Annotated in this window: 23 protein-coding genes; 16 read left to right on the plus strand and 7 right to left on the minus strand. The window is 62.4% G+C overall.

From position 1 onward, the window contains the following. Positions 1-80: 80 nt before the first annotated feature. Complete coding sequence (locus HWX91_RS38060) at positions 81-1,253, minus strand: UbiH/UbiF family hydroxylase (RefSeq protein WP_028199687.1); 1,173 nt, start codon at positions 1,251-1,253, stop codon at positions 81-83. A gap of 263 nt (positions 1,254-1,516) precedes the next feature. On the opposite strand from HWX91_RS38060, the gene ychF reads away from it, so the two are divergent. The 7 genes from ychF (at position 1,517) to HWX91_RS38095 (ending at position 10,530) form a co-directional block, all read left to right on the plus strand. Then, on the plus strand, positions 1,517-2,611 hold the full coding sequence (gene ychF / locus HWX91_RS38065) for a redox-regulated ATPase YchF (RefSeq protein WP_028199686.1): 1,095 nt from the start codon (positions 1,517-1,519) through the stop codon (positions 2,609-2,611). A gap of 328 nt (positions 2,612-2,939) precedes the next feature. After that, positions 2,940-4,265 carry a sn-glycerol-3-phosphate ABC transporter substrate-binding protein UgpB gene (gene ugpB, locus HWX91_RS38070; RefSeq protein ID WP_028199685.1) on the plus strand — a complete coding sequence of 442 codons (1,326 nt, stop codon included), beginning with the start codon at positions 2,940-2,942 and terminating at the stop codon, positions 4,263-4,265. A 78-nt stretch (positions 4,266-4,343) separates the two neighbouring features. Next, positions 4,344-5,228 (plus strand): sn-glycerol-3-phosphate ABC transporter permease UgpA, encoded by an 885-nt coding sequence (gene ugpA / locus HWX91_RS38075; RefSeq protein ID WP_028199684.1) that lies wholly within the window; start codon positions 4,344-4,346, stop codon positions 5,226-5,228. Then, positions 5,225-6,070, plus strand: coding sequence for a sn-glycerol-3-phosphate ABC transporter permease UgpE (ugpE, locus tag HWX91_RS38080; protein ID WP_028199683.1), 846 nt, complete (start codon positions 5,225-5,227; stop codon positions 6,068-6,070). Before ugpA ends, ugpE begins: the two co-directional genes overlap by 4 nt. Positions 6,071-6,172: 102 nt before the next feature. Next, positions 6,173-7,261 carry a sn-glycerol-3-phosphate import ATP-binding protein UgpC gene (locus HWX91_RS38085; protein ID WP_028199682.1) on the plus strand — a complete coding sequence of 363 codons (1,089 nt, stop codon included), beginning with the start codon at positions 6,173-6,175 and terminating at the stop codon, positions 7,259-7,261. A 214-nt stretch (positions 7,262-7,475) separates the two neighbouring features. Continuing rightward, a complete protein-coding gene (ettA, locus tag HWX91_RS38090) occupies positions 7,476-9,140 on the plus strand; it encodes an energy-dependent translational throttle protein EttA (RefSeq protein ID WP_028199681.1) in 1,665 nt (554 codons plus the stop codon). Positions 9,141-9,411: 271 nt separating this feature from the next. Then, positions 9,412-10,530, plus strand: a complete 1,119-nt coding sequence (locus tag HWX91_RS38095) for a DUF748 domain-containing protein (protein WP_028199680.1) — start codon at positions 9,412-9,414, stop codon at positions 10,528-10,530. Between the two features lie 2 nt (positions 10,531-10,532). Here HWX91_RS38095 and HWX91_RS38100 read toward each other — a convergent pair whose 3' ends face one another. From HWX91_RS38100 to HWX91_RS38110, 3 genes are read right to left on the minus strand one after another with little or no spacing between them, the layout of a single operon-like run. Continuing rightward, the gene (locus HWX91_RS38100; protein WP_028199679.1) at positions 10,533-11,156 is read right to left on the minus strand and encodes an HAD family hydrolase; all 624 of its coding nucleotides are present in this window, start codon (positions 11,154-11,156) and stop codon (positions 10,533-10,535) included. Positions 11,157-11,189: 33 nt separating this feature from the next. Then, complete coding sequence (locus HWX91_RS38105; protein ID WP_028199678.1) at positions 11,190-13,004, minus strand: aminopeptidase P family protein; 1,815 nt, start codon at positions 13,002-13,004, stop codon at positions 11,190-11,192. A 19-nt stretch (positions 13,005-13,023) separates the two neighbouring features. Next, positions 13,024-13,278, minus strand: a complete 255-nt coding sequence (locus HWX91_RS38110; RefSeq protein ID WP_028199677.1) for a hypothetical protein — start codon at positions 13,276-13,278, stop codon at positions 13,024-13,026. 205 nt (positions 13,279-13,483) lie between these two features. On the opposite strand from HWX91_RS38110, the gene HWX91_RS38115 reads away from it, so the two are divergent. The 7 genes from HWX91_RS38115 (at position 13,484) to HWX91_RS38145 (ending at position 19,567) form a co-directional block, all read left to right on the plus strand. Then, positions 13,484-14,194: a response regulator transcription factor gene (locus HWX91_RS38115; protein ID WP_028199676.1), complete on the plus strand. Its 711-nt coding sequence runs from the start codon at positions 13,484-13,486 to the stop codon at positions 14,192-14,194. 62 nt (positions 14,195-14,256) lie between these two features. After that, entirely contained in the window at positions 14,257-15,543 is a 1,287-nt protein-coding gene (gene hemA / locus HWX91_RS38120; RefSeq protein ID WP_028199675.1) for a glutamyl-tRNA reductase, read from the plus strand. A gap of 122 nt (positions 15,544-15,665) precedes the next feature. Next, complete coding sequence (prfA, locus tag HWX91_RS38125; RefSeq protein WP_028199674.1) at positions 15,666-16,748, plus strand: peptide chain release factor 1; 1,083 nt, start codon at positions 15,666-15,668, stop codon at positions 16,746-16,748. Positions 16,749-16,753: 5 nt separating this feature from the next. Beyond that, entirely contained in the window at positions 16,754-17,596 is an 843-nt protein-coding gene (gene prmC / locus HWX91_RS38130) for a peptide chain release factor N(5)-glutamine methyltransferase (protein WP_042276702.1), read from the plus strand. Between the two features lie 114 nt (positions 17,597-17,710). Continuing rightward, positions 17,711-18,022, plus strand: coding sequence for a Grx4 family monothiol glutaredoxin (gene grxD, locus HWX91_RS38135; protein WP_012434475.1), 312 nt, complete (start codon positions 17,711-17,713; stop codon positions 18,020-18,022). 49 nt (positions 18,023-18,071) lie between these two features. Further along, positions 18,072-18,668: a UbiX family flavin prenyltransferase gene (locus HWX91_RS38140; RefSeq protein ID WP_028199672.1), complete on the plus strand. Its 597-nt coding sequence runs from the start codon at positions 18,072-18,074 to the stop codon at positions 18,666-18,668. A 113-nt stretch (positions 18,669-18,781) separates the two neighbouring features. Beyond that, complete coding sequence (locus HWX91_RS38145) at positions 18,782-19,567, plus strand: DODA-type extradiol aromatic ring-opening family dioxygenase (protein ID WP_028199671.1); 786 nt, start codon at positions 18,782-18,784, stop codon at positions 19,565-19,567. A 116-nt stretch (positions 19,568-19,683) separates the two neighbouring features. On the opposite strand, the gene HWX91_RS38150 is transcribed toward HWX91_RS38145, so the two are convergent. Next, positions 19,684-21,279: an APC family permease gene (locus tag HWX91_RS38150; RefSeq protein ID WP_028199670.1), complete on the minus strand. Its 1,596-nt coding sequence runs from the start codon at positions 21,277-21,279 to the stop codon at positions 19,684-19,686. Positions 21,280-21,807: 528 nt separating this feature from the next. On the opposite strand from HWX91_RS38150, the gene HWX91_RS38155 reads away from it, so the two are divergent. After that, positions 21,808-22,011, plus strand: a complete 204-nt coding sequence (locus tag HWX91_RS38155) for a cold-shock protein (RefSeq protein WP_007180251.1) — start codon at positions 21,808-21,810, stop codon at positions 22,009-22,011. Positions 22,012-22,122: 111 nt separating this feature from the next. Here HWX91_RS38155 and HWX91_RS38160 read toward each other — a convergent pair whose 3' ends face one another. Continuing rightward, entirely contained in the window at positions 22,123-23,373 is a 1,251-nt protein-coding gene (locus tag HWX91_RS38160) for an Hsp70 family protein (RefSeq protein WP_028199669.1), read from the minus strand. Between the two features lie 190 nt (positions 23,374-23,563). Here HWX91_RS38160 and HWX91_RS38165 point away from each other — a divergent pair, with 190 nt between their 5' ends. Further along, complete coding sequence (locus tag HWX91_RS38165) at positions 23,564-25,039, plus strand: MFS transporter (protein ID WP_028199668.1); 1,476 nt, start codon at positions 23,564-23,566, stop codon at positions 25,037-25,039. 167 nt (positions 25,040-25,206) lie between these two features. Here the strand turns inward: HWX91_RS38165 and HWX91_RS38170 are convergent, their stop codons facing one another. Beyond that, positions 25,207-25,800, minus strand: coding sequence for a nitroreductase family protein (locus HWX91_RS38170; protein WP_028199667.1), 594 nt, complete (start codon positions 25,798-25,800; stop codon positions 25,207-25,209). Positions 25,801-25,804: the final 4 nt, after the last annotated feature.

Here is a 25,804-nt window from a genome sequence, read left to right on the forward strand (position 1 = left end):
GACGTATCCCGTCTGACCGGAATGGCGCCCATGCGTTCATGATACCCGTCCCGCCGGTCGGGCATGCCGGCCCGGGCGTTTTATCCGAGCGCGGCCGACACCAGCCAGCGCTTGATGAACGGCTGCGCGCCGACAAACGCCATGCCGGTATTACGCAATACCTTGGCAAACGGGCCGGGCGCCGAGAAGAGCTTTTGCAGGCCGTCGGTGGCGATCATCAGCGCGCGAATATCTTCGCGGCGGGCGCGCTCGTAGCGGCGCAGCAGCACCATGTCGCCGAGATCCCGGAAGGCTTCCTTGCCGGCGACCGTCTCGGCGAGCGCCGCGACATCGCGCAAACCAAGGTTCATGCCCTGCCCCGCCAACGGGTGAATCAGATGCGCGGCATCGCCGACCAGCGCGACGCGCGGCGCCACGAGTTTGTCAACGGTTTGCAGTGCGAGCGGGAAGCCCTGCGCTGGCGTCACGCATTCCAGGGCGCCAAACTGCCCCCCGGTCACGCGCTCGACTTCGGCCGCGAGTTGCGCCGGATCAAGCGCGAGCAGTTGTTCGGCGTGCTCGGTGCGCGCCGACCAGACCAGCGACACGTGGCCTTCCGGCATCGGCAGCAGCGCGATGATCTCGCCGTCCTTGAACCACTGGTAAGCGGTCTCGCCGTGCGGTTTTTCAGCCTTGAAATTCGCGACCACGCCGGTTTGCTTATAGTCGCGCCGGTTCATCTTCGAGCCGATCTGCGCGCGCACCCATGAATGCGCGCCGTCTGCGCCGACCACGAGATCGGCCTCGAGCACGTTGCCATTGGCAAGACCGACGCTCGCACTGTCGGCGGTGAAGTCGAGCGCCTGGGCGCGCGTGTCGATCCAGCTGAGATTCGGCTGGAACCGCAACGCGGCATCGAGCGCGCGTTCGATCACCGACGACTCGACGATCCACGCCAGTTGCGGCACAGAGGCCTGGAACGCGGAGAAATGAAGTTCGGCATGCGCGTCCCCGTAGACGCGCATGTCATAGACGGGGCCGAGCTTGGTCAGATCGAGCGCCTGCCAGACCCGCAGCCGCTCCAGCAGAGCCTGCGAACTCGAGGACAGCGCGTACACCCGCGAGTCGAAGGTCGCGCCCGGCGGCAGCGCGGCGCAGGGTTGCGCGAGCAGCGCCACGCGCAGTCCGCCTTGCGTCAGCGCCAATGCGGCGGTCTTGCCGACGAGCCCGCCGCCGATCACGGCGGCATCAAAGGTCTGGTGGTGTGCGTTCATCCGCGCATTATAGCTGCGGGGGTTGCGAGGGACGGATCGAGCCCGCGGCTTTACCGCAGGCAGATCAAGAACCCGATCCGAACGGGTTACAATTGCGCTTTCCGTGACAAAACTCGCCCAGAATCGTCGAGGCTACGCCCCGATCTGGTGTCTTGTCCCGCTCCGCTGCGCTTTCCTCCGCCACGCCAAACGCGAAGGCTTTTCGAATCCTGCACACAGCGTCGAGCGCATCACGCAACTTACTGATTCACTGAAGGATTTCCATGAGCCTCAAATGCGGCATCGTCGGCCTGCCTAACGTCGGCAAGTCCACCCTGTTCAACGCGCTGACCAAGGCGGGCATTGCCGCCGAAAACTACCCGTTCTGCACGATCGAGCCGAACGTCGGCATCGTCGAAGTGCCGGACGCGCGTCTGAAGGCCCTCGCCGAAATCGTCAAGCCGGAGCGCATCCTCCCGGCGGTCGTGGAATTCGTCGACATCGCCGGCCTCGTGGCCGGTGCAAGCAAGGGCGAAGGTCTGGGCAACCAGTTCCTCGCGAACATCCGCGAAACCGACGCGATCACGCACGTTGTGCGCTGCTTCGAAGACGAAAACGTGATCCACGTCGCGAACAAGGTCGATCCGCTGTCGGATATCGAAGTGATCAACACCGAACTGGCGCTCGCCGACCTCGCCACCGTCGAGAAGGCATTGACGCGCTACTCGAAGGCCGCCAAGTCGGGTAACGACAAGGAAGCCGCCAAGAACGCCGCGGTGCTGGAAAAGGTGCGCGCGCAACTCGACCAGGCCAAGCCGGTCCGCGCCCTCGACCTGTCGGATGAAGAAAAGGCCACGCTCAAGCCGTTCTGCCTGATCACCGCCAAGCCGACCATGTACGTCGCCAACGTGAAGGACGACGGTTTCGAGAACAACCCGCATCTCGACGCAGTCACGAAGTTCGCGGCCGCCGAAGGCGCACCGGTGGTTGCCGTGTGCGCGGCGATCGAAGCGGAAATTGCCGACCTCGAGGAAGCGGACATGGAAGTGTTCCTCGCCGACATGGGCATGGAAGAGCCGGGCCTGAACCGCGTGATTCGTGCAGGTTTCAAGCTGCTGGGCCTGCAAACCTACTTCACGGCCGGCGTGAAGGAAGTGCGCGCGTGGACGATTCATATCGGCGACACCGCACCGCAGGCCGCGGGCGCGATCCATACCGACTTCGAGCGCGGCTTCATTCGCGCGCAGACGATTGCCTTCAACGACTTCATCACCTACAAGGGTGAGCAAGGTGCGAAGGAAGCCGGCAAAATGCGCGCGGAAGGCAAGGAATACGTCGTGCACGACGGCGACGTGATGAACTTCCTGTTCAACGTTTGAGGTTCCGGCTCGTCGGCGTGTGCCGTTAATCGGCAGAGCGCCAGACGAACATCACGCACCGCAGTCTGTTACCTCCATCGGAAAGCCCGCTCAAAAGCGGGCTTTTTGTTTTACTGCGCGACCGCTGTGTCAGTTGCGTCAGTTGCAGCGCACACAGGCGCCACGTCAAACGCCCACTATTTCAGTTTCGTGACAGCCGGTGTAAATTGCGGCAACCGGCCCCTGTCAAAAGCGGACCGTCGTCCGGCAATCGACGCCAGACTGTCATCGAACACAAATAGAATCGCGCGATTCGCATTCGCGCCCGTTCCGACCTGGAGACAAATCGATGAGTTGCAAGCCGCTATTCCGTTCGCTTTCCGTTGCCGCCGTTCTGAGCCTCGGCATCAGCCAGGCAGCCCACGCCGCGACTGAAATCCAGTTCTGGCACGGCATGGAAGCCGCCCTCGGAGAACGTCTGAACGACATTGCCAACGCGTTCAATGCGTCGCAAAGCGACTACAAGATCGTGCCGGTGTTCAAGGGTACTTATGACCAGACCCTCGCCGCCGGCATCGCCGCTTATCGCAGCGGCAACGCGCCGGCCATCCTGCAGGTCTACGAAGTCGGCACGGCGACCATGATGCAGGCGAAAAAAGCCGTCATCCCGGTCTCGGAAGTGTTCAAGCAAGCCGGCGTGCCGCTCGACGAAAAGGCCTTCGTGCCGACCATTGCCAGCTACTACAGCGACGCTAAAACCGGCGAACTGATCTCAATGCCGTTCAATAGCTCGACGCCGGTGCTGTACTACAACAAGGACGCCTTCAAGAAGGCCGGGCTCGATCCGAATCAGCCGCCGAAAACCTGGGCCGAATTGCAGGTGGACGCGCAGAAGCTGAAGGCGTCCGGCATGTCGTGCGGCTATTCGTCGGGCTGGCAGAGCTGGATTCAACTCGAAAACTACAGCGCCTGGCATGGCGTGCCGTTCGCATCGAAGAACAACGGTTTCGACGGCGCCGACGCGCAACTGGAATTCAACAAGCCGTTGCAGGTCGCGCACATCCAGTTCCTGCAGAACATGCAGAAGGAAGGCACCTTCACGTACGTCGGCCGCAAGGACGAACCGGTGTCGAAGTTCTATAGCGGCGACTGCGGGATCATCACGAACTCGTCGGGTTCGCTGGCCACGATCAAGAAGTACGCGAAGTTCAACTTCGGCACCGGCATGATGCCGTACGACGCCAACGTGAAGGGTGCGCCGCAGAACGCGATCATCGGCGGAGCGAGCCTGTGGGTGCTGTCGGGTAAAGATCCGGCCGTCTACAAGGGCGTGGCGAAATTCCTCGCGTATCTTTCATCGGCGCCGGTTGCCGCAAAGTGGCATCAGGACACGGGCTATCTGCCGGTCACGACCGCCGCGTACCAGTTGACGCAGCAACAAGGCTTCTACGAGAAGAATCCGGGCAGCGACACCGCGATCAAGCAGATGCTCAACAAGCCGCCGCTGCCGTACACGAAGGGCTTGCGTCTGGGCAACATGCCGCAGATCCGCACCGTGATCGATGAAGAACTCGAACAGGTATGGGCGGGGAAGAAGACGCCGCAACAGGCGCTCGATTCGTCGGTAGCGCGTGGTGACGAGTTGCTGCGCCGCTTCGAGAAAGCCGGCAACTAAGATTTGCTGTACTAGCCGGCGGGGTTTCGGTGCACTCGCACCGAAACCCTCGCGATAGTAGAACTCAGGAAACCCTCGATGGAAAAGCGCTCACGCTTCGGCACCAGCGTCCTGCCCTACCTGCTGGTTGCACCGCAACTTCTGATCACGCTGCTGTTCTTTCTGTGGCCGGCGGGCGAAGCGCTGTGGCAATCCACCCAGAGCCAGGACGCGTTCGGCACCTCGACCGAATTTGTCGGCCTCGCCAATTTCAAGCAGTTATTCGCCGATCCGCTTTATCTGTCGTCGTTCTATACGACGCTGATTTTCTGCGCGCTCGTCACGGTTTCGGGGCTGGTCATCTCGCTGCTGCTCGCCGTGTGCGCAGATCGCGTGACGCGTGGCGCCAAGGCTTATCAAACGCTGCTGATCTGGCCGTATGCGGTCGCACCCGCGATCGCGGCCGTGTTGTGGTCGTTCCTGTTCAACCCGAGCATCGGCCTCGTGACCTACGCACTCGCGAAGTACGGCATTGTGTGGAATCACGCATTGAACGCGGGCCAGGCGATGTTTCTGGTGGTGCTGGCATCCGTGTGGAAACAGGTCAGCTATAACTTTCTGTTCTTCTATGCCGGCTTGCAGGCTATCCCGCGTTCGCTGATCGAAGCGGCGGCCATCGACGGCGCCGGTCCGGTGCGGCGGTTCTTCGGCATCGCGCTGCCACTGCTTTCGCCGACCAGCTTTTTTCTGCTGGTGATCAACATCACCTACGCATTTTTCGACACTTTCCCGGTGATCGACGCCGCCACCGGCGGTGGCCCGGCGCAGTCCACCCGCACGCTGATCTACAAGATTTTCGCCGAAGGCTTCCAGGGTCTCGACATCGGCAGCTCGGGCGCGCAGTCGGTGATCCTGATGGTGATCGTCGTCGCGTTGACGGTCGTGCAATTCCGCTTTATTGAACGCAGGGTTCAATACTCATGATCGAGAACCGACGCGGTTTCGACCTCTTCTGCCATGCGGTGCTGATTCTCGGCGTCGTGCTGGTGGTGTTTCCCGTGTATGTCGCGTTTTGCGCGGCGACGATGAGCGCGCATGAGGTGTTCAGCGTGCCGCTGTCGCTGGTGCCGAGCACGCATCTGTTCGAGAACATCGCGACGGTCTGGTCGCATGGCAGCGGCAATGCGGCGGCGCCGTTCGGCCGCATGCTGTTCAACAGCCTCGTGATGGCGCTGGTGATTTCGATCGGCAAGATCGCGATCTCGATGATCTCCGCGTACGCGATCGTATTTTTCCGCTTTCCGTTTCGCAATCTGTCGTTCTGGCTGATCTTCATCACGCTGATGCTGCCAGTCGAAGTGCGTATTTTTCCGACCGTACAGGTCGTGTCGTCGATGCATCTGAGCAATACATACAGCGGCCTGACCCTGCCGCTGATCGCATCGGCCACCGCGACCTTCCTGTTCCGCCAGTTCTTCATGACGCTGCCCGACGAACTGATGGAAGCGGCGCGCATCGACGGTGCGGGTGCGCTGCGTTTCTTCTGGGACGTGGTGCTGCCGCTGTCGAAAACCAACATGGCGGCGCTGTTCGTCATCACCTTCATTTACGGGTGGAATCAGTACCTGTGGCCGATCCTGATTACGAGCCAGCAATCGCTGACCACCGCAGTGGTCGGCATCAAAAGCATGATCGCTTCAGGCGACACCGCGACCGAATGGCACCTCGTGATGACCGCGACCCTGCTCGCCATGCTGCCGCCGCTCGCGGTCGTACTGACGATGCAGCGCTGGTTCGTGCGCGGGCTGGTGGACGCGGAGAAGTAACGCGCTCGCGCAACGAGGCGAGCTTTGGCGCGGGACGGGGAATCACGAACACCGCGCGGGACATCACAAATGCACGGCAAGCAACGAAAAGGTTAAAACAGCATGGCTGCACTGACTCTGCAAGGCGTTAAAAAAACCTACGACAGCAAACAGTTCGTGCTGCACGGTATCGACGTGGACGTCGCGGACGGTGAGTTCGTGGTGATGGTCGGCCCGTCGGGCTGCGGCAAATCGACCTTGCTACGGATGGTGGCCGGCCTCGAAGGCATTTCCGAAGGCACCATCTCGATCGCCGGCAAAGTGGTCAATCAACTGGAACCGAAGGATCGCAACATCGCGATGGTGTTCCAGAACTACGCGCTGTATCCGCATATGAGCGTGGCCGAGAACATGGGCTATGCGCTGAAGATCGCGGGTGTCGATCGTGCGCAGATTGCGAAGCGCGTGGGCGCTGCCGCGCAGATTCTGGAACTCGAGGCGTTACTTACGCGCAAACCGCGCGAATTGTCGGGCGGCCAACGGCAACGCGTCGCCATGGGTCGCGCGATCGTGCGCGAACCCGCGGTGTTTCTGTTCGATGAACCGCTGTCGAATCTCGACGCACGGCTGCGTGTGCAGATGCGCCTCGAAATCCAGCGCCTGCACGCGCGGCTTGCCACCACGAGTCTCTACGTCACCCACGATCAGATCGAAGCGATGACGCTGGCGCAACGCGTGATCGTGATGAACAAGGGTCATGCCGAGCAGATCGGCGCGCCGACCGAAGTCTACGAACGGCCGGCGACGGTGTTCGTCGCGAATTTCATCGGCTCGCCCGGGATGAATCTGCTGGAAGGCCGCGTGTCGGACGACGGCTCGACGTTTGAAGTCGCGGGCAACGGCCCGAAGCTGCCGCTTCAAGGGGTTGCATCGATCGGGCAGGAAGTCGCCAGGGGCCGCGAATGGAGGCTGGGAATCCGTCCCGAACACATGACGCCGGGACAAGCCGACGCCGCGCACGCTACGCTCACCGTCGACTCCTGCGAGCTGCTCGGCGCGGACAACCTCGCGCACGGCCGTTGGGGCAAGCACGACGTGACGGTGCGCTTGCCGCACACGCACCGGCCCGCCGCCGGCGAAGCGCTGCAAGTGGCGCTGCCCGCACGGCATCTGCACTTCTTCGATCCGTCGACAGGGCGGCGCGTAAACTGAGGCCGCTGCGAGCCGCCCTCTGCCGCCGCACCCTCACCCCGAAGTACAATGCCACCTGAACCACCCGCCCGCGCGGCGTCGCGAAGTTAGACCCGAAGTTCGACGCCCCGCTGGCCGGCGCCGGGCACACTGCCCGGCTACAACACCGATTACCCATCCACCCACGACCGCCCGCCCTTACGCGGCCGGCGGCGTCAACGTCTATTGCAAGCAAATGGCCCAATACGTCTTCACCATGAACCGGGTCGGCAAAATCGTGCCGCCCAAGCGTCAAATCCTGAAAGACATCTCGCTGTCGTTTTTCCCCGGCGCGAAAATCGGTCTGCTCGGCCTGAACGGCTCGGGCAAGTCGACGCTGATCCGCATCATGGCGGGTGTGGACAAGGACATTGAAGGCGAAGCCACGCCGATGCCGAACCTGAACATCGGCTATCTGCCGCAGGAACCGCAACTCGATCCGAACAAAACCGTGCGTGAAGCGGTCGAGGAAGGTCTCGGCGACGTCTTCGGCGCGCAAAAGAAGCTCGACGAAATCTACGCGGCTTATGCGGAGCCGGACGCCGACTTCGACGCGCTCGCCGCCGAGCAAGCCAAGTACGAAGCGATTCTCGCCACCACCGACGGCAGCGCGGAACAACAGATCGAAATCGCCGCCGACGCGCTGCGCCTGCCGCCATGGGACGCGAAGATAGAACACCTGTCGGGCGGCGAAAAGCGCCGCGTCGCGCTGTGCAAGCTGCTGCTCGAAAAACCGGACATGCTGCTGCTCGACGAACCGACCAACCACCTGGACGCGGAATCGGTCGACTGGCTCGAACAGTTCCTGACACGCTTCCCGGGCACGGTCGTCGCCGTCACCCACGATCGCTACTTCCTCGATAACGCCGCTGAGTGGATTCTCGAACTCGACCGCGGCCACGGCATTCCGTGGAAGGGCAACTACAGCAGCTGGCTCGATCAGAAGGAAGAGCGCCTGAAGCAGGAAGAGTCGTCGGAATCGGCGCGTCAGAAGGCGATCAAGAAGGAACTGGAGTGGGTGCGCCAGAACCCGAAGGGCCGTCAGGCGAAGTCGAAGGCGCGGATTGCCCGCTTCGAGGAACTGAACAGCCAGGACTACCAGAAACGCAACGAAACCCAGGAAATTTTCATTCCGGTCGGCGACCGCCTGGGTAACGAAGTGATCGAGTTCAAGAACGTCAGCAAGTCGTACGGCGACCGTCTGCTGCTCGACAACGTCAGCTTCAAGGTTCCGCCGGGCGCGATTGTCGGCATCATCGGCCCGAACGGCGCCGGTAAGTCGACATTGTTCCGCATGCTCACCGGCCGCGAACAGCCGGATTCGGGCGAGATCGTGCAAGGCCCAACGGTCAAGCTCGCATACGTGGACCAAAGCCGCGATGCATTGGACGGCTCCAAGACCGTGTTCGAAGAAATCTCCGGCGGCGCGGACGTGCTGACGGTCGGCAAGTATGAGACGCCTTCGCGTGCGTACATCGGCCGCTTCAACTTCAAGGGCGGCGATCAGCAGAAGACCGTCGGCAATCTGTCGGGCGGCGAGCGCGGCCGGCTGCACCTGGCGAAAACACTGATCGCGGGCGGCAACGTCCTGCTGCTGGACGAACCGTCGAACGACCTGGACGTCGAAACGCTGCGCGCGCTGGAAGACGCGTTGCTCGAGTTCGCCGGCTCGGTGATGGTGATCTCGCACGATCGCTGGTTCCTCGACCGGATCGCGACGCATATCCTGGCATTCGAAGGCGATTCGCAAATCACGTTCTTCGACGGCAATTACCAGGAATACGAAGCGGACAAGCGCGCACGCCTCGGTGAAGAAGCTGCACGTCCGAAGCGCTTGCGTTACAAGCCGATCGCGCGATAAATCGCGAACCTGGCGGCCCGCTCGCGGGTGGGTGAGCGGGCCGTTTTGCCTCACCTGCCGGTCAATTGCCCATCGAGGCACCGGCAACGCCTTGCGTTTGCCAGACAAGCCGCGCACGGCACACGCATTGCTGATCACGCGGTGATACAAGTCGTCCGACCGGATGCGTCAACTCCGCCGGATCAGACGCATCGAATAACCGTGCGCCGAACCGGCGCGCAATCAGGCCGATCACAGCTACCGCGCCCGGCGCGGCGACGAGGAGGCAAGCATGGCGATGTCGAAGGGCAAGCGCTGGGCCATCGCCATCGGTGGCGTGCTGCTGGTGCTGATCGTCGTCGCAGTCGCTGCGTTGCAGTTCGCGCAGCGCGAAGTCAAAGAACGCGTCATTGCAGCGCTCGGGCCGTTAGGGAGCGCCGGGAGTATCCACGTCGGCCTCACCTCGGTCCATCTGACCAACGTTCTGCTCAAGCCGCCACCCGGCTGGCCCGCTGGCGATCCTTTACGCGCCGACGAAATCACGCTCACGCCCGACATCCGCGATCTGCTCGCGCGGCGCGTCCATATCCGCAGTGTGGTGGTGCGCGGCTTCGATATCGCCGTATTGCGCACCAAAGACGGAGCAATCCGCCTGATGCCGAATCTGCGGGAATCGGTGAACCAGTCCGATCAAGAAGCCGGCGGCGCCCCCTCCACCCCGCGCGAAAAGCTGATCGACCACATCGCCTTCGAGCAGGGCAACTTCCATTTCTACGATATGACCGTTGGGCCACCGGCATTCAAGGTGACGGTCAGCAACGCCAATGCGACGGTCGATCATCTGCATCTGCCCGCGCTCAGCGAACCGACCGCCGTCGATCTCACTGGCTCGATCAAAGGCCCGGCGCATACCGGCACGGTCTCGTTTAACGGCTGGATCAAGATCGCCAGCAAGGATTCGCAGACCACCAGCAAGCTAAGCGGCATCGACGTCGTGATGCTCGATCCGTATTTGCTGAAGAAGGCCGGCGGGAAGGCGCAGGTGAGCGGCGGCACGGTCGACCTGACTGTGGAGTCGACGGTGCGCAACTATCAGTTGCACGCGCCCGGCACGGTGACGATCCACCATCTGCAACTCGCCGACAGTGACAATCCGCTGGACACCTTCATGTCGATTCCGACCAAGGCGGCGATTGCGGCGCTCAAGACGCGCAACGGCGATATCACGCTGCATTTCGAGCTCGATGGCAACCTGCGCGACCCGAAGTTTTCGGTCCGGGAGAGTCTGATGAAGCGCCTCGGCGCCGGGTTTGCGAAATCGCTGGGCGTGAGCGTCGAAGGCGTGGCTAAGGGCACCGGCGAAACGGTGAAAGGCTTGGGTAACGCGTTGAAGAATCTGCTCGGGCAGTAGGCTTAAACCCGCAAGCCCAAGCCACGCAGGCGCGCCTCGGTTTGCGCCGCGCTCGTATGATGCACGCCGTGCCAGCCCAAGGCCGTCGCGGCTTCGGCGTTTTTCAGATTGTCGTCGATGAAGACGAGTTCGCCTGGCTGAACGCCAGGCAGTTGCGCCTCGATCCGCTGATGCATGAGCGCGAAAATCGCCGGATCGGGCTTCACCAGCTTCACCCTGCCTGACACGACGATGTCGCGGAACCGCCGCAGCACGGGGTAATGCTCCCATGCATACGGAAACGTCTCCGCCGACCAGTTGGTCAGCCCGAAGAGCGGCACGTCAGCCGCCTCGAGCTTTTCCATGATCGCCACACCCTCTTCCAGCACGCCGGCCACCATCTCGTGCCAGCGCTCGTAGAACGAGCGGATCAGCGGCGCGTGATCGGGAAACCGGGCGACAAGTTCCTCGGTTGCCTCGACGATTGGCTGACCGCCGTCCTGACGGATCACCCAATCCATCGAACAGACATGGGTCAGAAACCAGCGGCGTTCTGTGTCGTCAGGAATCAACTGACGATAGAGATACTCGGGACTCCAGTCGATCAGCACACCGCCGAAATCGAACACCACTGCCTTGATGGCCATGCACGCACTCTCCCTGGGGTCGTGGCGACAAACTCAGATGGCCTGGGTACGCAGTTCGAGCCACGCCTTCGCTTCGCCCGACACATGCGGCGACAGGCGCGCGCGCACCATTTCGTGATACCCGTTGAGCCATGCACGCTCGTCCTCACGCAACAGCGACAGATCAAGGCAGCGCGTGTCGATCGGGCACAGCGTCAGCGTTTCAAACTTGAGGAAATCGCCGAACTCGGTTTTCTCCGCCGGCACGTTCAGCACCAGATTCTCGATCCGCACGCCCCACTTGCCCGGCCGGTAAATACCCGGCTCGACCGAGGTGATCATGCCCTCTTCCATCGCCGTCCATGGTTCGGCCGGCGCGTAGTGCGAAATCACCTGCGGACCTTCGTGCACGTTCAGGAAATAGCCCACGCCGTGACCGGTGCCATGACCGTAATCGGCGCCGGCCTCCCAGATCGGCGCGCGGGCAATCGCGTCGAGCATCGGCGAACGAATGCCGCGCGGGAATTTCGCGCGCGACAGCGCCATGGTGCCTTTCAGCACGATCGTGAAATCGCGCCGCTGCGCGTCGCTGATGGTGCCGATCGGCACGACCCGCGTGATGTCGGTCGTGCCGCTCAGATATTGCGCGCCCGAATCGATCAGCAACAGACCATTGCCCTCGATCACCGCATGCGATTCTTCGGTTGCGCGGTAGTGCGGCATCGCGCCGTTCGCGTTGAAGCCCGCGATCGTCGCGAAGCTCAGCGATACAAAGCCCGGACGGCGCGCGCGGGCTGCCGTCAGACGCTGGTCGATCGTCAGTTCGGTGATCGTTTCGCGGCCCAATGCGCCTTCGAACCACGCGAAGAATTCGGCGAGCGCCGCGCCGTCCTGCTCCATCGTCTCGCGCACGTGCTCCGCTTCCGCCTCGGTCTTGCGCGACTTGAAGAAGGTGGACGGATTGACCGCTTCCACCACCTTCACCGTGGCCGGCACCAACTGCAGCGAGCCATAGGTAATGCGGCGCGGGTCGATCAGCAGCGTGCTGCCGGCCGGCAGCGCGGCTAGCGCGTCGGCAGCCTTCGCATACGGCTCGACGCTGATGCCGTCACGCGCGAGCGCCTCGGCCAGCTCTCGAGGCACCTTGCCGTCGGCGACGAAAAGCGACGCGCTTTGCGGACCGATCAGCGCGTGCGCCACGAACACCGGGTTGTAGCTGACATCGGCGCCGCGCAGATTCAACAGCCACGCCAGGTCGTCCAGCGTGGAAATGAAGTGCCACTGCGCGTCCTTCTCCGCCATCGCGCGGCGAATCTGCGCGAGCTTTTCCGAACGGGCGACGCTTGCGTGCGGCGCGGCATGCTCAAACACGGCGGCGGCAGGCAGCGACGGGCGCTGCGGCCAGATCGCGTCGAACAGATCGACATCGGTGCGCAACTTCACGCCGCGCGCGCTGAGCGCCTGGCCCAAGGCACGCGCCGCCGCCACGCCGAGCACCGCGCCGTCCACACCGACCGTGCCGCCAGCCGCGACGTTCTGTGCGAGCCACTCGCAATGCGGCGCGGTCTGCTGGCCGCCGGTCATCTTCATCAATTGGACGCCGGTGCCGGCCAGTTGCGCGTTGGCTTGCTCCCAATAGCGGCTATCGGTCCATACGCCGGCGAAATCGGCGGTCACGACCAGCGTGCCGGCCGAGCCGGTGAAACCCGACAGCCACTGCCGGCCTTGCCAGCGCCCAGGTAGATATTCGGACAGGTGCGGATCGGACGACGGCACCAGATAAGCGGCCACACCTTCGCGCGCCATTGCATTGCGCAATGTCGCGAGCCGTTCGGGGATGGAGGAGGTTTCGGGAAGTCGGGCATTCATCGGAGTCACCTGCAAGTATTCATCGACGGGAAAGCAAGCCGACCGTCACGGCAACGGCGATCAACGCGACACCGGTGCATACCGGCCATTCGAGCGTATCGCCATCATGAAAGAGACCAACCACATTGCCGGCCATGCGCGCGAGCGCCGCGCCCAGCACGCCGGCAAGTAACGCCGCCCACCACGGAGCGCGGCTCGAACGGCGCAGCGGATGCAGCCACCAGCCCGCCAGACCGATCACCACACCCAGCACCAGGATTCCGGGCCACCCCATCAGCAGGGGACCTCAAATAGATTCAGACTTGTCTCATGGGCGCCCGGGGTCAAGACAGCTAGCATTTTCTTCTCATTAACTATAGAGGTTCAGCACGGCGCTTTCCGCATAGCGGTTGAGTTTAGGGGGTCGGGGTGATGTTAGGCAAGCTGTAAGCCTTACGGAGAAACCTAGCCTCCTGTCATTGCCACGCTGACAGCGCGCCATGCGAATCGCCCTTATCGAGCCGGATCTACGGCACGCCACCCTGGTCGGCCGGCTGATTTTTGCGGGCGGCCATATGTGTCAGCACTTCACCGCCAGCGCACCGTTCCTGGATCAGGCTGCCGACGAATTCTTCGACCTGCTCATCACGGAAGCCTGGGCCGGTGACCGTTCCGCCGAAGACGCGATCCCCCGCGCCCGCTCCATCCTGCCCGGCTTGCCGGTGATCGTACTGTTATCGGACCCACGCGAGAGCCAGATCGTCGCCGCGCTGCACGCGGGCGCCGACGACTGCCTGGCCAAGCCGGTGCGCGGCCCTGAAATGCTGGCCCGGGTAGATGCGCTGCTGCGGCGCGCCAGCTTGCGGCGGCCGCCCAACCGGCGGCGCGACACGATCGGCGGCTATGCATTCGACGCCGCGCAGTTTGCCGTCACGTTTCGCAATCAAACCGTTGCCCTAACGCCGAAAGAATTCCGCTTTGCATTGCTGCTTTTTAGCAACCTGTCGCGGCCGGTATCGCGCGCGCATATTCTTGAAACTGTCTGGACACGCCGCCGCGACGTAAGGTCGCGCACCGTCGATACCCATGCATCGCGCGTGCGGACCAAATTGCAGCTGCGTCCGGAGCACGGTTATTGCCTGACACCGCTTTACGGCTATGGCTATCAGCTCGACGCTATCCCGCCGGAATCGGTTGTGGAGGCCGGATGACGCGCGCAGAATGAAAGAATCATGAAAACGCTATAATATTGGGCTAAACCATAGCGCCCCATATGCAGCTTCTAACGATCGGAATCAATCACCACACTGCGCCTGTCGCCTTGCGCGAACGCGTGGCGTTTCCGCTCGAACAGATCAAGCCTGCACTGGATACCTTCAAGAGCGTCTGGCTCGGCCGCACCGCCCGCACGGCGCCGGAAGCGGCGATTCTGTCCACCTGCAACCGCACCGAGCTCTACTGTGCGACCGACGACCTGGCCGCGCGTGAAGCCGCGATCCAGTGGTTCTCGAAATACCACAACCTGCCCATCGACGAACTCGCGCCGCATGTCTACGCGTTGCCGCAGTCGGAAGCCGTGCGCCACGCTTTCCGTGTCGCCTCGGGGCTGGATTCGATGGTGCTGGGCGAGACGCAAATCGTCGGACAAATGAAAGATGCTGTGCGCACGGCGTCTGAAGCCGGCGCGCTCGGCACCTACCTGAACCAGTTGTTCCAGCGCACCTTCGCCGTCGCGAAGGAAGTGCGCAGCACGACCGAAATCGGCGCGCAGTCGGTTTCCATGGCAGCAGCAGCCGTGCGGCTCGCGCAGCGGATTTTCGACAAGGTCTCGAACCAGCGCGTGCTGTTCATCGGCGCGGGCGAAATGATCGAGTTGTGCGCCACGCACTTCGCCGCGCAGCAGCCGCGCGAGCTGGTCGTCGCCAATCGCACCGCCGAACGTGGCAGCCGCCTCGCCGAACGCTTCAACGGCCGGGCCATTCCGCTGTCGGAACTGCCGGCGCGCATGCACGAGTTCGACATCATCGTGTCGTGTACCGCTTCCACCCTGCCGATCATCGGTCTGGGGGCGGTCGAGCGAGCCGTGAAAGCGCGCCGCCACCGGCCGATTTTCATGGTCGATCTGGCCGTGCCGCGCGACATCGAACCCGAGGTCGGCCAGCTCGAAGACGTGTTCCTGTACACGGTGGACGACCTCGGCTCGATCGTGCGGGAAGGCAATGCGTCGCGGCAAGCCGCCGTGGCGCAGGCCGAGGCGATCATCGAGACGCGGGTGCAGAATTTCATGCAGTGGCTCGACGCGCGCAGCATCGTGCCGGTGATCCGCCACATGCATACGCAAGCCGATGTGTTGCGTCGCGCCGAGGTCGAACGCGCGCAGAAAATGCTCGCCCGCGGCGAGGATCCCGCAGCGGTGCTCGAAGCGCTTTCGCAATCCCTCACCAACAAACTCATCCACGGCCCGACGCACGCGCTCAATCGCGCGAGCAGCGAGAACCGTGACACGCTCATCGAATTGATGAGCGGTTTCTACAAACACTCCGGTTCTACGGAGCGTTAGCGGCGCAGCCACCGCCGCACCATCCGCGCCGCCCCGAGTGGCCCGCGATGTGCTTCTGACCAGGGCATCCGCCCACTCCCCTAGTCGTCGTCCTTGCCGGAGCCCGCTCCGATACCCGTCCGATGAAAACGAGCATGCAACGCAAGCTCGACCAGCTCACTACCCGGCTGGCCGAACTGAACGACCTGTTGAGCCGCGAGGACATTACCTCGAATCTCGACCAATACCGCAAGCTCACGCGTGAACACGCCGAGCTTGGACCGGTCGTCGAACATTACGCGCTGTGGCGCCAGGCCATGACCGACGCGGCCACCGCGCAGGAACTGCTGGCGGACGCGTCGATGCGCGACTTCGCGGAAGACGAAATTCGCACCTCGCGCGAACGGATGGAAAAACTCGGCGCGGAATTGCAGAAAATGCTGCTGCCGAAAGACCCGAACGACGATCGCAACATCTTCCTCGAAATCCGGGCCGGCACGGGCGGCGACGAATCCGCGCTGTTCGCCGGCGACTTGCTGCGCATGTACTTGCGCTTTGCAGAGCGCAATCGCTGGCAAGTGGAGATGATGTCGGCGAGCGAATCGGACCTCGGTGGCTATAAGGAAGTGATCGTGCGAATCGCCGGCGAAGCGGCGTATTCCAAGCTCAAGTTCGAGTCGGGCGGCCATCGCGTGCAGCGCGTGCCGGCCACCGAAACGCAGGGCCGCATTCACACGTCGGCCTGTACGGTCGCGGTCATGCCGGAAGCGGACGAAATTGGCGAGGTCGAGATCAATCCGGCCGATCTGCGCATCGATACATTCCGCGCGTCTGGCGCGGGCGGTCAGCACATCAACAAGACCGATTCGGCGGTGCGTGTCACGCACTTGCCCACGGGCATCGTCGTCGAATGCCAGGACGACCGGTCGCAGCATAAGAACAAAGATCGTGCGCTGAAGGTACTGGCCGCGCGCATCAAGGACAAGCAGTCGCACGAGCAGCAGGCGAAGGAAGCCGCAACCCGCAAGAGCCTGATCGGCTCGGGCGACCGCTCGGAGCGGATTCGCACCTACAATTTCCCGCAAGGGCGTCTGACGGATCACCGGATCAATCTGACGCTGTATCGCCTCGACGCGATCATGGACGGCGATCTCGACGAACTGATCGCGGCTCTGGTCAGCGAGCATCAGGCCGAGTTGCTGGCATCGCTAGGCGACGCGGACTAAAGCGGATGGATCCGGTCACGCCCACTGCGCTGTTGCGCGCCTCGCCGCTGCCGCCGCTCGAAGCGCGGATTTTGCTCACGCACGTGCTCGGCTGGCGGCACACGCAATTAATCACGCGCAGCGAAGAAGCGCTCGACAGCCCGGTCGTTGAACGATATCGGGCACTGGAAGCGCGGCGCGTGGCTGGCGAACCGGTGGCGCAACTGGTCGGCGCGCGCGAATTCTTTGGGCTTGATTTCGACGTGACGCCGGACGTCCTGATTCCGCGTCCCGAAACCGAGTTGCTGGTGGAAACGGCGTTGGCGGCGCTGGAAAACGTCTCGCGGCCACGCGTACTCGATCTGGGCACCGGCACAGGCGCGATTGCCGTAGCCATTGCGTCGTTGCGTCCCGACGCGCGAGTCTGGGCGCTGGATCGTTCCGCCGAAGCGCTAGCGGTGGCCACCCGCAATGCCACGCGTCTGCTGGATGGCGGACGCCCTGGCGGCGCCGTGACCCTGTTGCAGAGCGACTGGTACGGTTCGCTCGATACATCATTGCACTTCGACGTGATCGTCAGCAATCCGCCGTATATCGCGAGCGGCGACCCACATCTGTCGCAAGGCGATCTACGGTTCGAGCCGCGCGGCGCGCTCACCGATGAAGCCGATGGGCTCAGCGCGATCCGCAAGATCATCGCCGGCGCGCCCACACGGTTGGCCGCCAACGGCGTATTGTGGATCGAACACGGCTACGATCAGGCGCAAGCCGTACGCGGTTTGTTGAGCGCGCAAGGTTTTGCGCAGGTTCGCTCGGAGCAGGATCTTGCCGGCATCGAGCGAATCAGCGGCGGCCAATGGCCTAATTAAGTCCGCTTGTCCGCCTTAATTCCCAAGGCGGCCAAGCGTCCCCCGGCCGGTCTCACCGAAATCCGCTATCATTTCAGCCTATTCCCTACACATAACGGAACCGCAAGGTCAGTCATGGATACGCAACAACGCATCAAGCAAATCGTCGACGAAAATAACGTCGTGCTCTTCATGAAGGGCACCGCCCAGTTCCCGATGTGCGGCTTTTCTGGCCGCGCCATCCAGATTCTGAAGGCATGTGGCGTCGGCGAAATCAAGACCGTCAACGTGCTGGAAGACGACGAAGTCCGCCAGGGCATCAAGCAGTTCTCGAACTGGCCGACCATCCCGCAACTCTATGTGAAGGGCGAGTTCGTCGGCGGCTCGGACATCATGATGGAAATGTACGAATCGGGCGAATTGCAACAATTGTTCGCTGCGGCCTGAACGGCCGCTGCCCGACCGTTCGTTGTCCATCGATAAGGCGCCGCGAGCCATGGAAACACGCGCTGCGGCGCCACGCCGGCTGATCGTCGCGATCACCGGCGCGACCGGCGCCATCTACGGCGTCCGGTTGCTCGAGACGTTGCGCAAGCTTGGCGGCGTCGAGAGCCATCTGCTGATTTCGAGCGCGGGCTGGCTCAATATCCAGCACGAACTCCAGTTGAGCAAAGAAGACGTGCATCCGCTCGCGGATGTCGTCCATTCGGTACGTGACGTCGGCGCGAGCATTGCATCCGGCTCGTTCGCCACCGACGGCATGGTGGTCGCCCCCTGCTCGATGAAGACGCTGGCAAGCGTCGCACACGGCTTTTCCGACAATCTGATCACCCGCGCCGCCGACGTCACGCTCAAAGAGCGCCGCCGGCTCGTCCTTCTGGTGCGCGAAACGCCGTTCAATCTTGCGCATCTGCGCAACATGACGGCGGTCACCGAAATGGGCGGCGTGATCTTTCCCCCGTTGCCCGCTTTCTATAACCAGCCCGCAACGATCGACGAAATGGTCGATCACACGGTGGCGCGCGTGCTGGATCTGTTCGCGCTGAGACCCGCCATGTCCTTGGCCTGGCAGGGCCTGCGCGAGACGAATTAACAACACCTGCGACACAATCAATTCCATTTCCGCCCGTTTATAAAACATCGGTGCGAATCTATATTGATAGCAACCCCACTTCCGCGCCGCGCTCCCGCGGCGACGTTGCTGCCATGAATCGCTTACCGTCGCTTTTCCTTTCTCACGGCGCCCCTACGCTGCCGATCGATCCGTCCCTGCCGTCCGTTGAATTCGGTGAACTGTCGGCGCAACTGCCACGTCCTGACGCCGTGCTGATGCTGTCGGCTCACTGGGGCACGGCGCAGCCGGTGGCGAGCACGTCCACGACACCGGAAACCATTCACGATTTCTACGGCTTCCCGCGTCAGTTGTACGAGATTCAATATCCGGCTCCAGGTGCACCCGATGTGGCACGCCGAGCCGCCGCGCTGCTCGGCGAACACGGCATTCTCACCGCCGCCCAGCCGCATGGGCTCGACCACGGCGCGTGGGTGCCGATGCTGCTGATGTTCCCGGAAGCGGACGTGCCGGTCGCGCAGTTGTCGATCCAGCCTCACATGGACGCAGCCCATCACTTCCGTGTGGGCCGCGCGCTGCGCTCGCTGAAAGACGATGGCGTGATGGTGATCGGCTCGGGCCAGATCACGCACAACCTGCGCGCAGCGGATTTTTCCGCGCGCCCGGAGGACGCCGATCCACGCGTGGCCGAATTCACCGACTGGTTCGAGGCCCGGCTCGCCGCGCATGACATCGACGCGTTGCTCGACTATCGTCGCCAGGCGCCGCACGCGGTGCTGATGCATCCGACCGACGAACACCTGCTGCCGGTATTCGCGGCGCTAGGCGCGGCGGACGACGACTATTCGCTGGCAATTCAGTCGCTTGGGACTTATCAGCGCTCGCTCGCCATGACGAATTACGTGTTCGGCACCGCCTGAAACACGCCAGACGCAATAAAGCGCCACAAACAGAAAAGCCCGCCTGACAACTCAGGCGGGCTTTTTTCATACTGTGCCGGACCAGCGCGGTCCGGCGCAAAACTCAACGTGGCAATTTAATGCGCGCCCATGCCTTCGAGCACTTCGTCGTGCGTCTGACGCTCTTCGAGGTATTCCGAACGATAGCCGCTATGCACGCCCCAGTAGTAGAACACCAGCGAAAACGCGATCACCACCAGCATGTCCCAGCCATACGGCAGAACGCCACGGCCACCGAACTCCTTGCTGCCGATCAGCGACAGGAGCGCCATCACCGGCAGGTAGGCCACCAGCCACCAGGCGGCCTTCAGATCACGCCCCCAGCCGCTGAAACCCGACTTCGCCTGAAAGTAGAAGTACACCGGCAACGCAACGATCATCAGCAGAATGATTTCGCCGGTCAGCGGCCACTTCGCCCAATACAGGATCAGCGACGCGCACACGAAAGCGAACGGCGCAATGATCTTCATGCCGGGAATGTGCAGCGGGCGCTCCAGGTCCGTCGCCGCGCGGCGCAGTGCCATCAGGCTGATCGGGCCGGTCAGGTACGAGATCACGGTCGCGACCGAGATCACCGCCGCCAACGAGCTCCAGCCGCGGAAGAAGAACAGGAAAATGAACGACACCAGCAGGTTGAACCACATCGCCTGACGCGGCACGCCGTAGAACGGGTGCACGTTACCGAACATCTTCGGCATCGTGTTGTTGCGTTCCATCGCGTAGATCATGCGGGTGGTGGTCGCCATGTAGGTCGTGCCAGTGCCGCTCGGGCTGACGAACGCGTCGACGTACAGCAGGATGGCTAGCCAGTTCAGGTTCAGCGCAATCGCCAGTTCGGCGAACGGCGACGCGAAGTTGAAGTGGCTCCAACCCTTCATCACGTCGCTCGGGCTCACCGCGCCGATATACGCGATCTGCAGCAGCACGTAGATCACCAGCGCCAGCAGGATCGAGCCGATCACCGCAAACGGCACGCTCTTGGCCGGATTGCGCGCTTCACCGGCAAGGTTGATCGGGCTCTGGAAACCGTTGAACGCGAACACGATGCCGCTCGTCGCCACGGCGGTCAGCACGGCCGACCAGCCGTACGGCGCGAAGGTGCTCACTTCGCCGAAGTTTTCCTTGTGGAAGCCCGTCAGCATGAGACCCGCGATCGTCGCGCCCGGAATCAGGAACTTGAAGATCGTGATTGCCGAATTGGCGCGCGCGAACAGCTTGACGCCCCAATAGTTCAGCAGGAAGTAAACGATCACCAATGCGGCGGATAGCAATAGCCCATTGGTAGTTAATGACCCGTTCACGAATAGCGCGTGCGCCCATGGATACGGCCACGTGCTCATATATTGAATGGATGCTTCCGCCTCGATTGGAATCACCGAGACAATCGCGATCCAGTTGGCCCATGCGCTGATGAAACCGACCAGCGCGCCGTGCGAATAGCGTGCGTAACGCACCATGCCGCCCGACTCCGGGAACATCGCGCCGAGTTCAGCATAGGTCAAGGCAATCGCGAGAATCACCACCGCGCCGATTACCCATGCACAAATGGCAGCCGGCCCGGCAATTTTTGCAGCCTTCCAGGCGCCGAACAGCCAGCCCGATCCGATGATCGAACCCAAGCCGGTCAGCAGCAGCGCGACCGGGCCGATGTTCCGTTGTATAGAACTTTTCACATCTTCTCCTGTGTCGACCGGAGCTGGCGCTGTAGCACTTACTCCGGTCCCATACACCGTGTGTCGGCCGGAGCTCATGCTTTAGCGCTTACTCCGACCCTATGCAAGTTTGCCGCATGCCGGCACCACGTGACATCGCTTGTGACGCTGTGAACGGGTAACGCGCATGCATACGCGCCGGTTCATTCTAATCAGGTGCAACCGACGCGCGGCGCGTAGTTTAACGGTTGCACCCCGCCGTTGCAGCGGAACTAAGGGTTCTCCCTGGCAAAATTTTCGAGCCGACAGCAAGATTTGTAAGCAATTTCTACGCCAATCCGTCAAAATCTTGCAAAATTGGGACGAGAGTGTTGACCTTCTCCCGAAATCGCCGTATAACGTTCGGGCAGGATTTCAAGCGGCGAGTGAATTGGTCTTTCGTAGTTCGCCCATCAACGGTACTCCGGTTGGTCCCATTACCCCCTTCCTTGATTTTCATGCGCACCCATTGGGCTTCGGCCTTATTTACCATCTTTAGGAACAAGTAATATGGAAACCGGTACCGTCAAGTGGTTCAATGACGCAAAGGGCTTTGGCTTCATCACGCCGGACGGCGGCGGCGAAGATCTGTTCGCGCATTTCTCGGAAATCCGCACGGAAGGCTTCAAGACGCTGCAAGAAAACCAAAAGGTTACGTTTGAAGTGAAGACGGGCCCGAAGGGCAAGCAAGCTGCTAACATCAAGCCGGTGTAAGCAGGCACGCTTCCTTCTGGACGCAAAAAACCCCGCCTTGGCGGGGTTTTTTTATATTCGCTGTAACTGCATACGGTGATTATCTTCGCAGTATGCGATTGGTAAGTCTGTTTATCCAAACACACGCCGCGCATGAATACCGAGACCTGTCGCAACGCTGGCAAGACGGTCGCCGAATACTGCTTTGGCATCGGGAAATGCCGCCGCCAATGCGCCCGATAGAAATGCCAAACCGGTCGAGCCACCCGTAAAGTAAATAGCGTTGACGTCGCGCGGAGCGACGCCGGCCGCCTGCACCGTGTCGCGCGCCGCCTGCACGATGCGCTGCGTCTCGTCGTGCCCGGCCTTGATGAGTTGCGCTTCGTCGAATGCGAGGCGCAGGTCGTCTTCCACCTCGTCGAGGTCGATCACCGTCTCGCCGCCCGCCGCCACGCCGATCTTCGCCTCTTCCGCATGCGCCGCCAGCGCATGGCCCAAACGGCGCTCCACGACACGCATCAGGCGATCGTGATGTTTGGTCTGGAGGAACAGGTGCCGCATGAGCGCGAGTTCGCTGACGCGCTTCGGGGCGTAGACCGTGTTGATCAAGTGCCAGGTGGCCAGATCGAAATAGATGCGGTTCGGAATCTCACGACCTTCGGGGTCGAGCGTCTGATAGCCGAGTTCACGCAGGATCGTCACCAGTTCGACACGGCGGTCGAAATCGGTGCCCGCAACGTGCACACCGTGGTGAGCCAGCACGTCGTCTTTACGCTCCACGCGCTTCATCCGCTCCGGCCCCACCCGCACCAGCGAAAAGTCCGACGTACCGCCGCCGATGTCGGCCACCAGCACGAGCCCCTCTTCCGTCAGATGCGATTCGTAGTCGAACGCGGCTGCGATCGGCTCATACTGAAAGTGAATCTCCCGCAAACCGACCGAACGCGCCGCCGCTTCGAGCTGCTGCTGCGCCATCTGGTCGGCACGCGGATCGTCGTCGACGAAGAACACCGGGCGGCCCAGCACGGCGCGGCTGATCGGGCCACCCGCGCTCTTCTCGGCCGAGCGCTTCAGATGGTCGACGAAAAGCGCAATGATGTCCGTGTACTTGATCGCCGAACCATCGCCGAGATCGGTCGAATTCTCGGCAAGCGGCGAGCCGAGAATACTTTTCATCGAGCGCATCAAACGGCCGTCAAAACCGTCTATGTACTGCGCCAACGCCGCACGCCCGAACTCGCGGGTGTTTTCGTCGGTGTTGAAAAAGACGGCGGTTGGTAGCGTCGTATAGGCGCCCTCGACCGGCGCAAGCTTAAGCGCAGCGCCGTCAGGGACGGCTACGGCCGAATTGGAAGTACCGAAGTCAATCGCGCAATAGTTCATGGCAGGAATCGCCGCTCACGGCTGGCGCGGACAGAAAGGGGAGCGGCTTTGTAACACGAAAGGCCAATCAGCATCAACTGACGCTTTCCGGTACCTCGGCAACAAGCCGCAAAGTCCGCCCGACGGAACAAAAATTGCTCAATTCGACAGGATACGCCGCCAAATTTCAGTAATCAGGAGACTTGCAGCAATGAGCGCGCCGCCTACCGCCGTTGTGCATGAGAAAAACGCCGCAGTGATTGAAACGAATTTGCCCTCGCGGCTCGACCGCTTGCCCTGGGGACGCTTTCATTCGTTGATCGTTGTCGCGCTGGGCGTAACGTGGCTGCTGGACGGTCTCGAAGTCACGCTGGCGGGTGCGGTAGCGAGCGCGTTGAAGTCCAGTCCATCGTTGCGCTTTACCAACGCCGACGTGGGCCTCGCCGGCAGCGCTTACATTGCCGGCGCCGTGCTCGGTGCACTCGGATTCGGCTGGCTGACGGACCGGCTCGGCCGTCGCAAGCTGTTTTTCATCACGCTCGCGCTTTACCTCGCGGCCACCGCGGCAACCGCTTTGTCGTGGAATCTCGCCAGTTTCCTGCTGTTTCGCTTTCTCACCGGCGCCGGCATCGGCGGCGAATACACCGCGATCAATTCGACCATTCAGGAGTTCACACCGGCGCGGGTGCGCGGCTGGACGGATCTCGGCATCAACGGCACCTTCTGGGTCGGCGCCGGACTCGGCGCGGCGGGCTCGCTGATCCTGCTCGATCCAAATCTGCTGCCCGGCGACTGGGGCTGGCGCGCGTGTTTCTTCATCGGCGCGGTGCTGGCGCTGGCGATTTTGCCGATGCGCATCTGGGTGCCTGAAAGTCCGCGCTGGTTACTCACGCACGGCGATGAAGGCGATGCGCGCTCGATCGTCGAGGGCATCGAAATGCGTTTTCGCGACGAAGGCCACACGCTTGCCGACGATGGCCTCACACGCCTCAAGCTGAGAGCGCGCGGACATACGCCGCTGCGCGAGGTGTTTCACACGCTGTTCAACGTGCACCGTCGACGCGCGCTGGTCGGCCTCTCGCTGATGACTGCGCAGGCCTTCTTCTACAACGCGATCTTCTTTACCTACGCGCTGGTGCTGACCGATTTCTACGGCGTGCCGGGCGACCATATCGGTTGGTATCTGCTGCCGTTCGCGCTCGGCAACTTCCTTGGGCCACTGGTGCTCGGCCGGCTCTTCGACGTAATCGGGCGACGCAAGATGATTGCTGCGACTTACGCGCTGTCCGGCATCCTGCTGACGGTAAGCGGCTATCTGTTCGAACAGCAGATGCTCACCGTCACGACCCAGACCATCGCGTGGATGGTAGTTTTCTTCTTCGCCTCGGCAGCGGCGAGCTCGGCGTATCTGACTGTCAGCGAATCGTTTCCGCTGGAAATCCGCGCGCTGGCGATCGCGGTGTTCTACGCGTTCGGCACGGCGTTGGGCGGCGTCATCGGCCCAGCGTTCTTCGGCCGGCTGATCGACACGCATCAGCGCAGCGAAGTGTTTTCGGGCTATCTGGTCGGCTCGGCGCTGATGCTCGCCGCGGCGGTGATCGCCGCGATCTGGGGCGTGGATGCGGAGCGCAAATCGCTCGAGAGTGTGGCGGCGCCGCTTTCGAGCGTCGTGGACGACGCGGGATAAAGCATGCGCTCCAAGACGTCGCAAAGGCGCGGACCGGACCACACACCCTGACACGTCGCGGCGGCCACCAACCGCACCATGCGCCTCAATGCATCGCAGCAAACACAGAACGAAAAAACGCGCAGTCAGTGCTGCGCGTCTTTATTACCATCAAAGCTGCCGGACGTTCAGAACGCCTTCTTCCAGGCACCGCCATAAGCGATCTCGGCAAGCGGCAAACGCTGACGCACCGATTTTTCGCGCTCGCGCAGCACCGGGTCGAGTTTGTCCACGTCGCCGTAGTGGCCGAGCGAAATGATCGCGATCACGTCGACGTCGGTCGGCAACTTGAATGCCGCGCGGAACGCGTTCGGATCGAAGCCGCTCATCTGATGCGCGGCGAGGCCGAGCGCATGTGCCTGCAACACCAGCGCCATTGCCGCGGCACCCGCGTCGTACGCTGCGCAGCGATTCGCTTCGCCCTTGCTGGTGAGCGTGTGCGTGGTCACCGCGATCAGCACCGGCGCCGGTGCATTCCAGCCCTGATTGAACGGCACGAGCGTAGCAAAGGCCTGCTTGAACGAGACTTCATCGACGCTGCGGTCAAATACGAGAAAACGCCACGGTTGTGCGTTATACGAAGACGGCGCCCAGCGTGCCGCTTCGAGCACCGACTGCAGGTGCTCGCGGCTCACCGGCTCGCTCGAATACGCGCGCGGGCTCCAGCGACCTGCAATCAACTCGTGAATGGCAACTGCGGTAGGGGCGGGTTTGTTGGTCATGCGC

Origin of the sequence: Paraburkholderia fungorum (genome assembly GCF_902833645.1) — a bacterium.
Classification (GTDB): Bacteria; Pseudomonadota; Gammaproteobacteria; order Burkholderiales; family Burkholderiaceae; genus Paraburkholderia; species Paraburkholderia fungorum.